Below are 12,174 nucleotides of genomic sequence, written 5' to 3' on the forward strand. Positions count from 1 at the left end.
TCATGCTCTTTGATAGCCTTGATGATTTGTTCTTCGCTGTAACGTTTTTTCATTTTGAGATCTCCACTTGACCCATTTTAATGGAAATCTCATCGATGTCATGGTTCTATTCTTGGGGGAGACGTCAAGTCCAAAACGTTCGATATATGACGACGCAGGAAAATGGGGCAATGACTTTCTTAAAGGAGTGGGCTTTTAGATGACAAATATGAAAGTTTTGAAGAAAACTAAACAAAAGCCGTTACCGGGAGATATCTTTTCATTTCAAATCCTTGACGGGAAATACCATTGGGGGCGAGTGGTAAGTGTAACGGCAAGCGTTGGCGGCTTCGATGATTGTGTACTCATTTATCTATATAAAACACAAACTGAGGGAAATGATGAAGTTCCCTCATTAACAACTTCAGATTTATTGCTCCCCCCAATTACAACTAATGAACTACCGTGGAAAAAAGGGTATTTCAAATTGATTGAAAACAGAGGCGGAATAGGTCCAGACCTATTACCAGTACATTGTTTCTATGATCCTTTATTCAAGAGATATTGCAATGAACATGGCGAGGTATTGAGTCAAAAGGTTGAGCCTTGTGGAGTCTATGGCTTAGATAGCTACAGAACTATAGATGATAAAGTTAGTGAAGCCTTAGGGTTGGAACTTGCTCCAGATTGAGCGGTGGGCTTAATATTGTATCCATTACACAATAGACGGTAGTGACTACGCCGCCAATTGCGACCGCCTTGGCTCGGTGGTGACACTCACCGACGCGTTAAACCAGGTGCAGGAGCACCGCAGCTTTGATGCCTTTGGCAAACCGCGCTATGGTGGCATGGTGGAGGCCAGCGGCACGCTCACAAGCCTAACGCAGGGCGCACCCTTTACGCCGCGCGGCTTTACCGGGCATGAGCACATCGATAGCGCCAAGCTCATCCATATGAATGGCCGCGGCTATGACTATCAGCTGGGCCGCTTTTTAAGCGTGGACCCGTTTATTCAAGCGCCGGCGAACAGCCAAAGCCACAACCCGTACAGCTACATCATGAACAATCCGCTGGCGGGCACCGACCCGAGCGGGTATCTTTGGTGTGGTACTGGGTCGTTGGGTAAAGCGGAGTGTGGAGATTCGTTTGTTGACGGCCCACTCAACTACAAGAACTGCCCATTCTGCGTCTCCACCGCAGGCACCGCTGACAGCAACGGCGCGCTGGACACGCCGAGTAGCACAAGCGAAGGTGAAGTCGAAAGGGCTGCGATTGGTGGGCCTGGGGAGGGTGGTAGTGCTTACAGACATCTTTTAGTGATAAGCAACTAGATAATATTGCCGGCTTTTTCAAAGATGAAAACTATGCAGGCGCCTACAGCTATATTCTTGCCGAGATTCAGGAACTAAATGGTGTTGATTCGGACACAAAGTATTGGTTTGAAAAGGCAATTGAGATAAATCTCAATCAAGATACACCTGCGAACACTTGGATAAGGGCTTTTACCACTAAAGGGTTATCAATAGATGGAATTTCAGCAACGCCTGAGATGTTACAAGGAATTTCGAATTCAATAGCCCAGAATGTTATTTCAGATGTGCTTAGAAGTGGTGGTATCCCAGAGTTCAATCAATTGGTTGTAGCTGATATTAGAGTTGCCTTGAGTAATGGTGGGCAGACAATTGGCGGCTGGGGTGGAGCATCCTATTTCTGGAATTTAACTTACGGACCTAACAATGAAACCGTAGGGGAACTGATAAAAGGTAATCCATACGAACTGAACAAGTTCCGGAAAAGCTACAGTCATGCTGTAAAAACAACAATAGGAAGACATTGGTCAGACCTTAGTTTGTATAAAGAAGGCCCAAGGGCTTTTGGAAGTATAGGAGCTGTCCAAGCTGATTGGGCGTGCGGAGCCTGTTTGATTGAATTTTAGGAGAGCAATATGAATAATTTTGCTGATATTGGCTACCCTTCCAAAATTAGATTAGTGCTAATATTATCAATTCTTACCATTATTCTTAGTTGCAGTTATGCAGGAGAGGAAGCCAGAATGACTGGACAGAGAATTACGACGGTACACATGGGCGATGAAATTTTTGAAATTCCTAAAAACTATCTCTCACCAAACGTAGAGTTACCTAATAAAATCGAAAAAGAAAATATGATCGAAATTAGCTTCTTTTTTCCAGATTTTTCAGGATTCGCTGAGGGAGACAGCATAGCAACAGTTGGACCATACAACTCAAATCAAGTTACGGCATTCTGGACGATAGTTAATGCTGGTGGTCGTCTAGACGCGAATAATAGCCTCAAAAATGCATTAAGATTCGGATTATTAGAAAGAAATAAAAAATTAGATATTGATGGGTTGACAGCCTACGAAAATTTAAACGGTAATGGAGTGACATATCACGCCCAGAACAACCAAGGTGATGATGTCCTAATCCACTGTACTGAAGGCCCAGTTAATAGTACGTGTAAACTTGAATATCTAGATAGAGCGTCTAACAGGGGAGTATTTGCATCATTTGATATGAAATATTTACCAAGATGGTTAGAGATAAATGACAAGTTGTTGTACTTAATTAAGGAGTGGAAAGCTTAACAAAGACACACAGGAACTTGGCCGCGTCACCCGCGAGATGTCATCAACGGAAGGTTCGGCTACGTTCACGTACGACACACAACCTAACGGTATAGGCTTGCCGTCTCAGCAATCCCGGGCGGGCCATGAAGTGGTGTTCCATTACGATACCTATGGTCGCGAGGTTGGTAAAACCATCACCATAGACGGTGATGTCTACCAAGTGGCAACTGAGTACGATAGTCGACTCGGGCGGGTGAAAGCGCGCATGTTGGCCAGTGGTATTAAGTTGGCTTATGCGAATGACAGCCGTGGGTACCTTTTGCACTTGCGCAATGCGCAATCGGACTTTAGCTATCAAGACGTAGAAAGCCATGATGCGCTTGGCAATATCACGTTGCAGCGCTATAACAGTGGCACATTGACGGCAAGCGCAAGCTACAGCGCAAGCGGCCAAATGCAATCGATAGTCGCCAGCAGTGCGTTAGCAGGCGCGGTGCACGAGCTGAACTATAGCTATGGTGATTTTGATAATCTAAGTCAGCAACAAGTGGTGTACGCCTATGGTATGAAACAAAGCACCGAGAGCTATAGTTACGACAGCTTACAGCGCTTGGTGAGTGCGACGCGGGTGTTCAGTAACGAGCCGGTGCCAGATACCACCGTGAACTATGCTTATGATGCGGCGGGGAACCTGTTGGAGAAGAGCGACTACGCCACTGCGCTATACTACGGCACCAGCAACGGCGGTGCGGCGAACAGTAATGCGGGGCCGCATGCGGTGTCGCGGGCGGTGTTGCTCGATGGTAGCACGCGCACCTATAACTACGATGCTGCCGGGCAGCGAATTAGTGGTAATGGGGTGACGCTGAGCTACACGGCCTCGGGTAAACCTAAACGTATCAGCACTGGCAGTGGTGTGGTGGAGTTCTTCTACGCTGCCAATGGCGAGCGTTACAAGAAGGTGAGTACGACCGGCGGTAGCACGCGCACCACGCATTACGTCGATGGTGACGTGGAAGTCGAACTGACGAGCACGGGCACCGTCACACGCACAGATATTGCCGGTGTGGCACTCGTCCGGCGCAGTGAGACCGCCAACACCAGCAGCCATAGCTTACGCTACGTGCTGCGCGACCGCCTCGGCTCGGTGGTGACACTCACCGACGCGTTGAACCAAGTGCAGGAGCATCGCAGCTTTGATGCCTTTGGCAAACCGCGCTATGGTGGCATGGTGGAGGGCAATGGCACGCTCACGAGCCTGACGCAGGGCGCACCGTTTACGCCGCGCGGCTTTACCGGGCATGAGCACATCGATAGCGCCAAGCTCATCCATATGAATGGCCGCGGCTATGACTATCAGCTGGGCCGCTTTTTAAGCGTGGACCCGTTTATTCAAGCGCCGGCGAACAGCCAAAGCCACAATCCGTATAGCTACATCATGAACAATCCGCTGGCGGGCACCGACCCGAGTGGGTATCTTTGGTGTGGTACTGGGGCGCTGGGCAAAGCGGAGTGCAATGACGAGCGGAAGCATAAACGCCGCGACTTCGGGAGTGTTGGATTTAGAGCCGTTGAAACCTACTGGGTACACCGCGGTTCAGCGGCTAGCAACGGCGCCCGGCATAGCCCTCGAAGCGCTGCCACCGGTGAGCGCGAGCGTGGGGCGATTGGTGGGCCTGGGGAGGGCGGTTCCAGTGGAGGTGGGACATCTTCAGGTTGCCAAACTTCGATAGACTGCCAAGGAAATGGGAATGGGTACGACAAAAGTGATACTTACTATCACGAATACACTATGTTCCATAATATCTGCTCAACCGATGTTTCCAGTTGCACTGTAGAAAATGTTTATAACTCGTTAACCAAAAACGCTGCGCCGGGAGCGGACGGAACAAACGCCGTTTCGGCGGATAAGGTGACTGAAATTCAGATGGCTGGAGTGTCTGGTGGGCATGTTAGCCATATCGCTGACGTTGATAATTATCGAGTTGTTAATATCACGCATGATGACCATATATTTTACAATGGCATTGTTATTAGGTCTGTAGTACAGAATGACGGAGTAATTTCGATAAGGAGTTACGGTGAAGGCGTGAACAGAACAAACTGGACATACATGCCTGATAGGGTGTCATGGGCGGCAAATTATATTTTAGCTAAGCCCGGCTTCAAACAGCAAGATAACAATATAAGACGACAGGTTTTATCGCTTAGCAGTGATGGAAGAGGTGTTCTTCGTCGTGAAGCTCAATTTAGGCAACAATTGAGAAGTGACTTAATGAAAGGACCCAAGTACTAATGAAATTTAAAATAGTGATGGTAGCAATTATGGCGTTGATAACTGGGTGCTCCCAAACCACTTACTCGCCACAAGCGGCGGTTAGCTTGGCTGTGGCAGAGTCGAAGATGGCTCCGCTCGTCAGCACAAAAGTTGAGGAACTGTCTAAAAATCTTGGTTTTACCTTGAAATCATCTGCTGGTAATGCAGAGCACTTTGCAATAACAAATCAATTTCAAACAACCTTTCATGCAGATGGTGGGAAGTCCTTCATCATGATAGGGAACTTGATAAGTGCAAGTTGTGTTCGGTTGGCGGTGTATTCTGAACAAGGCAAAGAGGATGCAGACCGAATCATAAAAAAGCTTACCAAGGCGCTTCAGAATCTAAAAAATATCTCTATGGAAGTTATCGAAGGGCCTGACTGCAAATAGGAAAGCATTCAAAATGCTCAAAATACCAGGTTGGTAGTTTTCAGAATTCTGTGTCATTTCGCTAAACTAAGCAAAAACGAGATGACACATGGCCAAACCAAACTTCGATATCGACGCCGCCTTAAAGCAATTGCGTGAAGACGAAGGCCTTACTGGTAAAGGCGGCATCCTAACACCGGGTATGAGCACATCGATAGCGCCAAGCTTATCCACATGAATGGCCGTGGCTATGACTATCAACTGGGCCGCTTTTTAAGTGTGGACCCGTTTATTCAAGCGCCGGCAAACAGCCAAAGCCACAACCCGTATAGCTACATCATGAACAATCCGCTGGCGGGCACCGACCCGAGCGGGTATCTTTGGTGCGGTACTGGGGCGCTGGAGAAAGCGGAGTGCAATGACGAACAGAAGCATAAACGCCGCGACTCTGGTAGTGTTGGGTCTAGGGTTTTGTCGACCACTAAAGTGTGCTTTATATGAGGTTACAAATGAGTTTATTTGGGAAAGTGTTCTTGAATGGGTTTTTGCGTTGGTTTTTAATCAGCCTTTTCATCTTCGGTATAATTTTTCTCTTTAAGGTCATTTATGATCCGGCAGCATTAAACGCAAACTGGCAGGAATTTGCGCTTCAAGGATTGCGTTTTGCGCTGTTATTTTCGTTGGTTTGCGGCATCGCGGATGTTGCGATTCACCATATCAAGTCGCTAAAACGAAATGAGTCGAAATTTGATGAGCGCTAACTTGCCTTTTGTAAGCAAGTTCAGCATAACGTTATTAGCGCTCTACGCTTTTGCCGGTAATTCGGTGTTGTGCCGTTGGGCGCTGGCGGAATTTGCGATGAATCCGGCGCAATTTACCTTGCTGCGGCTCGTTTCTGGTGCCGGGGCGTTAGCGGTTATCGTGTGGATTACGCAACAAAAAGCGCCGCTCAGCGATACGAAAACGCACTTTTTGCGTGCGAGTTTGCTCAGTTCGCCGTTGCTGCTGATGGGGATTCTCTACAGTAACCTGCATTGGCAACCCGTGCTGCTGGCGTTGCCGTCGGGTGTAGTGACATCGGCCATCGGTTATGCGTTATGGTTCAAGGTATTGCCGCACTTGCGGGTGACCAGCGCGGCTGTGGGGCAGCTTTCGGTACCATTGATAGCAGCACTGGGCGGTTTTTTATTCGTCGGAGAGGCACTGTCACTGCGAAACAATAATAAAACATCTTAATAAACTAACCTTCATGCTTTTACTATTTTTGATAATAAGCTAGTCTAATTCCTGAGCAGTGACACACCACACTAAAGCTGTCGCGACGGGGACACATCAATGAAAAAGTGGATTTTGCTGGCCATTTTGGCGCTTGCCGCATGGAATTATCATTTAAATAAACAAGCGGAAGAGCGAGGCGAAGAGCGCGGCCTTATTAAAGAAATTGTGCAAGGTGTGCAGGGGGCAGTATTCAAGCGCGACCCACAATTTCGCTGTGATGGACGGCGTTTCTGTCATGAAATGCGCTCGGCAGAAGAAGCTCGTTTTTTTCTGACAAATTGCCCTGAAACACAGTTAGATGATGATGCGAATGGCATCCCCTGCGAAGAAGACTTCCCACCCGAGACATCTCCTGCTACACAAAACTAACCTCAGCGTTTGCCCATTAGCAGAAAACAGTTGTATGCTTGCCTTATCGAGTCGTAATACAGGTGTGGGTCATGCATAAAAAGTTAGTACTGTTGGTATTATTGGCTTGCGCAATTGGTATTTGGTTTGCAGCTGAGTGGCTGCGCGAAAATTCGCGTACCGAAGTGCAAGTGCAAATGAGCAAAACCCAGCAAGACGAATGGTTTGTTGCCTACACCTTTGATGAAAGCGTAACCCAAGCGACGTTTGTGCGTAATCCGGATCATACCCGCATTGAGCGCTGGCGGCCTATTGACAGCGACTACTACATTGGCGTGGATGCTGAGAGTAATCATGAGTATATTGCCCGCGTCGATGGTCAAGCGTTCAACAGCGTTGCCTTTGAACTCGAGCCCACCTATGTAAGCCTGCGCAAAGACTACGCGCCGTTTTCACCCTTCAGCGATGGAGGGATGTCGTGGTATTCAGGTCGCTTCAAAGTTTGTCCACAAAGCTGCAGTAGCGCGTTGTGGTTTGATTACGCCTTTAGCATGGAAGCGCCGCTGAGTGACTTTGTCCGTCTACCTGAGCGCAGTAAACGTGGTGAATTGAATTGGCGCGAGTCGGCAAGTGACGGACAGGTCGTGTATGTAGGCCCGCAACAACCGGGCGAGCCCGCAGAACACGGGTTTGAAACTATTATTGATCCTATTTTGCCGACTTCATTAAAACAGCGCTTGCTGCGTGATGTACCGCCGCTTACCGAGTACTTTAACCAACGCATGCCACATTTGGCTGAGCGCCCCATGCTATTAGCCTCGTTTAGTCCCACCGATAATGGTCGCTATGGTTATCAAGGCGGCGTAATTGGTAATCAAATGGTGTTGCATTGGTATGGTCATAGCATGGCTGAGCGTATTACTGCGCCGTATTTCGTTGAAGACACGCTATGGTTTGTGGCCCACGAGTTTGCCCATCTCTATCAGGCAGGGCAGTTTAGTAACGATTCTGCGTGGATCCATGAGGGCGCTGCTGAGTACATGGCGCTGGAATATTTGCGCTCGATTCGTGCCAATTCGGTTTACCTAAACCACCGGGTAAGCAAAGCGAGTGAGCAATGCCTCGCCAGTAACGATAGGTTTGAATTGCATTATGCCTGTGGGTTGCTTTGGGCGGCCGAAATCGATCAGAAGATCAAGCAAGAGTATCCGCACGGGTTGTTCTTCTTATGGTACATGTACGTGCAGGAGCTCAACGATAAGCCGCGCAGCGACCCATTAGAGCTCTATTTTGAACTGATGGCACAGCTTACCGGTGAAGAATTTGCTCAGCAGTTACGCAACCAGGTGGCGCAACGTTTTGCTCAGCTTGCCGCACAACAGACTGCACCCTAAGCAAAAAATTGAACTTTTTGCCGCAAACTGCCATACCTATCAAGGTCTTTTTGCTTTGTTAGGAGCATTCTATGAAGTTAATTCAAAATAGTTTACTGGCGGTTATGGCCGCCAGCGGATTAGCGGTTGCAACGCAAGCCATCGCTGACGACCATCAATTAAGCCAAGCACCTGGTTTTTACCGTATGAACGTTGGCGACTTTGTCGTTACGGCGTTAAACGATGGCACCAGTGATATGGCGGCGCATAAGTTATTGCATTGGAACGAAGATAAAATTCGAGCAGCGCTGGCTGAGCACTTTATGGACTCGCCTGTCGAGGGCTCGATCAATGGCTTCTTGGTCGACACCGGTGCACAACAAATCCTGATTGATACCGGCATGGGGAAAGGGGTAAGTCCTAGTTTGGGTAAACTTACCACGCATCTTGCCGCGGCAGGGTACACCCTTGAAGACATCGATGCGGTCTACATCACGCACTTTCATGGCGACCATGTTAGCGGTTTGGTCAACAACGGTGAGCGTGTCTTCCCTAACGCCAAAGTCTATGTACACGAGCGTGACGCTGACGCAGAGAGTGCGCAAGCCAAATACGCGCCTTACAGAGCAGCCGATGCGTTTGTGACGTTTGCTGATGGCGAAAGTCCGCATGCGGGGATTAAAGTGAATCCAACGCCGGGGCATACACCAGGCCACAGTGTTTATCATGTTGAAAGCGGCGGACAGACCATGGTGGTATGGGGCGATACTTTGCATGTCGCCGGTGTGCAGTTTGCGCACCCAGAGGTGACTATTCAGTATGATAGTGACCCAGATAAAGCGCGTGCACAGCGCTTGCAGTTATTTGAAATGATTGCGGAGAATGAGTACTGGGTGGCCGGTGCGCATATTGCCTTTCCGGGTATTGGCCGTCTGAAAAAAGAAAATGACGGATACCGTTGGGTACCCGCCAATTATACGACGCGTATTGAACAGCCTAAGTAAAGAGCTTAAGCGAGTTCAGCAATGGCTTCGTCAGCAGCTTTCAAGGCCTGCTGGCGAGGCTCTTCACCAAGGTTAACACCTTCCGCACGAATGACCGTCACGTCAGTGATACCAATAAAGCCTAGGGCATTACGCAAGTAGCTTTCTTGATGGTCCATTGCCGCCGCAGCGCCTTCGCTGTAGATGCCGCCACGACCTGAGGCGATGTACACTTTCTTGCCGTTGAGCAAACCTTCAGCGCCTTGCTCGGTGTACTTAAAGGTCACGCCTGCTTTCAAAACGCGGTCAAACCAAGCTTTCAGTTGCGTTGGAATGGTGAAATTGTACATTGGTGCGCCAATCACGATGGTATCGGCGGCGAACAATTCAGCCAGTAGCTCTTCAGTCAGTTCATTCTTTTCAGCTAACAACGCCTCGGCATCGAGGTGAGGTACTGGATTCGTGACCAAGTCACGGTACACCACAGTATCGTTCTCGCCTTGTACGCGTTCAACGATTTGCTTGCTGAGCTTGCGGCTGACCGATTGGTCGACAAAAAGTCCTGAATCTAAATGTAAAATCGTCATAAAAAGTTCTCCGAATACATGTGCGCTGTAAATTAAGTTGCGTTTAGTCTAACAAGTTCCAAAAATGGTTGTAGATGGCTATACTGGAAACATTCGTTCCATAAATGGAACATCAATAAGGCTACTTCAAGGATAACGGCGTCATGTCACTTCCGGATCTCACCAATTACCTCATTTTTGCGCGGGTTGTGCAGGCCGGTAGCATCAGTGCGGGTGCCCGCGACTTAGGCATGCCGAAGTCGACGGTCAGTCGCCGTTTAACCGAACTCGAGGAAGAACAGGGGATTCGCTTGGTGCATCGCACACGACGCGGCCTTAAGCTGACCGACGTCGGGCAAGCGTTTTTGATACATTGTGAGGCGCTGGTGAGTGCGGCGGAAGCGGCGCAACAGGTGACCCAGCTGGTGCGCGAAACACCGCGAGGTACTGTGCACCTGAGTTCGCCTTATGCATTAAGCCAGAGTCTTTTGACCGAACTGCTGCCGCCATTTATGCAGGCTTACCCTGAGGTGGATGTGCACCTGATGGTCACCAATCGCCCAGTGAACTTGATTGACGAGGGCATTGATGTGGCGCTGCGGGTGCGTTCGAGTATTGAAGATTCGTCGTTGATTGCGCGGCCGCTCGCCGATTCACCGCTAACGTTGTATGGCGCGCCAAAACTTTTGCAAAGTCGCGGTGTACCGAAACATCCCTTAGATTTAATCGATTTTCCGCATCTTTCGCTGCACTACACCAGCGGGCGTTATGTCTACCAACTGAGTTCTGATGATGGCGATCAATTATCGATTACCTTCCAACCGCGTTTAGTCACCGACGACATGATTGTGTTGCGCGAAGCGGCCATTCAAGGCGAGGGCATTGTGGCGTTGCCGAACTATCTTTGCGCCGATGCGGTTGCGGCCGGCCAATTACAGCAAGTCTTGCCACAGTGGCAGTTGCCGGTAGGGGTCATGCACTTGGTCTATCCGCATCGTCGCGGCTTATTGCCGGCAGTGCGGGTGCTGATTGATTACTTGGTCGAACATATTCCTGCGATCGCGCAACGTTCGTTATTGATCGGATAGCCGATGCTCTCTACAATCATTTAAACAATCGTTTGAAAAAGAGCAGAACAACAATGGATTTTCAACCCAGTGCCAAGACCTTAGATTATCGCAAACGACTGATTCAATTTATAAAAGAAAACATCGAACCGATTGAATCGAATTATCATAAAGAGTGCCGCAGACTCAATCCTGACGCCGACTGGCGCAGTTGGGAAGTACCACCGGTGGTGGCAGAACTGAAAGCTAAAGCGCGCGAGGCAGGGTTATGGAATCTGTTTTTGCCTGATGCGGAGTTAGGGGCTGGCTTAAGCACTCTCGAATATGCGCCTCTGGCCGAAGTGATGGGCCATAGTTTACTCGCTCCGGAAATCTTTAACTGCAACGCACCCGATACAGGCAATATGGAAGTGCTTTACCATTTTGGTTCTGATCAGCAAAAACAGCAATGGCTGACGCCGCTGCTCAAGGGTGAGATCCGCTCGGTGTTCTGTATGACTGAACCCGACGTGGCGTCATCGGATGCCACCAATATGCAAACCTCAATTGTGGCCGATGGTGACGAGGTTGTGATTAGTGGCCGTAAATGGTGGTCGACGGGCTTAGGCCATCCGGATGCGAAGTTCGCTATTGTGATGGGGTTAACCGACCCAGATGCGCCAAAACATCAGCGCCACTCGATGGTGTTAGTACCGCTCGACACCCCAGGGGTGACTATCGAGCGTATGTTGCCTGCCTTTGGTGAATATGACGCCCCCTATGGGCATGGCGAGGTTCTCTTTGAGCAGGTGCGCGTGCCGAAAGAGAACGTGATTGGTGGTTTGGGCGATGGCTTCAAGATTGCCCAAGGGCGCCTTGGCCCTGGCCGTATCCATCATTGCATGCGTGCTTTAGGTGCAGCCGAGAAAGCCTTGCAACTGTTTATGAAGCGTGGCCAAGACCGCATCGCTTTTGGCAAGCCGCTGTTGCAACTGGGCGGTAATCTCGAACGTGTTGCCGACATGCGCATCGCCATTGACCAAGCGCGCTTACTGACCTTTTTCGCCGCATGGAAAATTGACGAAGTGGGCGCCATGAAAGCGCTCGCTGAAATTTCCGCGATTAAAGTTGTCGCCCCTAACGTGTTGCAGCAGGTGGTGGATGAGGCGATTCAGCTTTATGGCGGCGCTGGGGTGAGCCATGACGTGCCGTTGACGCAACTGTTTGCCGTTGCGCGGGCCTTGCGTATCGCTGACGGTCCTGATGCCGTGCATCGTGCGACCATCGCAAAAGTTGAGTTAGCTAAGTACCGGGAGCGTTAAC

The 12,174-nt window shown here is 49.4% G+C and carries 16 protein-coding genes; 15 read left to right on the top strand and 1 reads right to left on the bottom strand.

Annotated elements, in window-relative coordinates:
* The first annotated feature begins 199 nt into the window (after positions 1–199).
* From CWE21_RS00005 to CWE21_RS00060, 13 genes are all read left to right on the top strand, one after another.
* A complete protein-coding gene (locus CWE21_RS00005; protein ID WP_126831952.1) occupies positions 200–670 on the top strand; it encodes an Imm26 family immunity protein in 471 nt (156 codons plus the stop codon).
* Between the two features lie 79 nt (positions 671–749).
* Positions 750–1,310, top strand: a complete 561-nt coding sequence (locus CWE21_RS00010; RefSeq protein ID WP_241970183.1) for an RHS repeat domain-containing protein — start codon at positions 750–752, stop codon at positions 1,308–1,310.
* Between the two features lie 218 nt (positions 1,311–1,528).
* Complete coding sequence (locus CWE21_RS00015) at positions 1,529–1,915, top strand: hypothetical protein (protein ID WP_126831954.1); 387 nt, start codon at positions 1,529–1,531, stop codon at positions 1,913–1,915.
* Positions 1,916–1,924: 9 nt separating this feature from the next.
* The gene (locus CWE21_RS00020) at positions 1,925–2,587 is read left to right on the top strand and encodes a hypothetical protein (RefSeq protein WP_126831956.1); all 663 of its coding nucleotides are present in this window, start codon (positions 1,925–1,927) and stop codon (positions 2,585–2,587) included.
* Positions 2,588–2,684: 97 nt separating this feature from the next.
* Complete coding sequence (locus CWE21_RS00025) at positions 2,685–4,865, top strand: RHS repeat domain-containing protein (protein WP_157982707.1); 2,181 nt, start codon at positions 2,685–2,687, stop codon at positions 4,863–4,865.
* Positions 4,865–5,278, top strand: a complete 414-nt coding sequence (locus tag CWE21_RS00030) for a hypothetical protein (RefSeq protein ID WP_126831960.1) — start codon at positions 4,865–4,867, stop codon at positions 5,276–5,278. The genes CWE21_RS00025 and CWE21_RS00030 overlap by 1 nt, the downstream gene beginning before the upstream one ends.
* Positions 5,279–5,366: 88 nt before the next feature.
* A complete protein-coding gene (locus CWE21_RS13520) occupies positions 5,367–5,495 on the top strand; it encodes a hypothetical protein (RefSeq protein WP_276567289.1) in 129 nt (42 codons plus the stop codon).
* Positions 5,492–5,758, top strand: a complete 267-nt coding sequence (locus tag CWE21_RS00035) for an RHS repeat domain-containing protein (RefSeq protein ID WP_126831962.1) — start codon at positions 5,492–5,494, stop codon at positions 5,756–5,758. The genes CWE21_RS13520 and CWE21_RS00035 overlap by 4 nt, the downstream gene beginning before the upstream one ends.
* Entirely contained in the window at positions 5,755–6,018 is a 264-nt protein-coding gene (locus CWE21_RS00040; protein ID WP_126831964.1) for a hypothetical protein, read from the top strand. Before CWE21_RS00035 ends, CWE21_RS00040 begins: the two co-directional genes overlap by 4 nt.
* On the top strand, positions 6,008–6,493 hold the full coding sequence (locus tag CWE21_RS00045) for an EamA family transporter (RefSeq protein ID WP_198675029.1): 486 nt from the start codon (positions 6,008–6,010) through the stop codon (positions 6,491–6,493). The genes CWE21_RS00040 and CWE21_RS00045 overlap by 11 nt, the downstream gene beginning before the upstream one ends.
* 99 nt (positions 6,494–6,592) lie before the next feature.
* Positions 6,593–6,904 (top strand): excalibur calcium-binding domain-containing protein, encoded by a 312-nt coding sequence (locus CWE21_RS00050; protein WP_126831968.1) that lies wholly within the window; start codon positions 6,593–6,595, stop codon positions 6,902–6,904.
* A gap of 71 nt (positions 6,905–6,975) precedes the next feature.
* Positions 6,976–8,277 carry a hypothetical protein gene (locus CWE21_RS00055; RefSeq protein ID WP_126831970.1) on the top strand — a complete coding sequence of 434 codons (1,302 nt, stop codon included), beginning with the start codon at positions 6,976–6,978 and terminating at the stop codon, positions 8,275–8,277.
* A gap of 71 nt (positions 8,278–8,348) precedes the next feature.
* Positions 8,349–9,260, top strand: coding sequence for an MBL fold metallo-hydrolase (locus tag CWE21_RS00060; protein WP_126831972.1), 912 nt, complete (start codon positions 8,349–8,351; stop codon positions 9,258–9,260).
* 5 nt (positions 9,261–9,265) lie between these two features.
* Here CWE21_RS00060 and CWE21_RS00065 read toward each other — a convergent pair whose 3' ends face one another.
* Positions 9,266–9,826: an FMN-dependent NADH-azoreductase gene (locus tag CWE21_RS00065; RefSeq protein WP_126831974.1), complete on the bottom strand. Its 561-nt coding sequence runs from the start codon at positions 9,824–9,826 to the stop codon at positions 9,266–9,268.
* 143 nt (positions 9,827–9,969) lie between these two features.
* Here CWE21_RS00065 and CWE21_RS00070 point away from each other — a divergent pair, with 143 nt between their 5' ends.
* Positions 9,970–10,893, top strand: coding sequence for a LysR family transcriptional regulator (locus CWE21_RS00070; protein WP_126831976.1), 924 nt, complete (start codon positions 9,970–9,972; stop codon positions 10,891–10,893).
* 53 nt (positions 10,894–10,946) lie between these two features.
* Positions 10,947–12,173 carry an acyl-CoA dehydrogenase family protein gene (locus tag CWE21_RS00075; protein ID WP_126831978.1) on the top strand — a complete coding sequence of 409 codons (1,227 nt, stop codon included), beginning with the start codon at positions 10,947–10,949 and terminating at the stop codon, positions 12,171–12,173.
* Position 12,174: the final 1 nt, after the last annotated feature.

It is taken from the genome of Pseudidiomarina aquimaris, from assembly GCF_003987395.1.
Taxonomy (GTDB): Bacteria; Pseudomonadota; Gammaproteobacteria; order Enterobacterales; family Alteromonadaceae; genus Pseudidiomarina; species Pseudidiomarina aquimaris.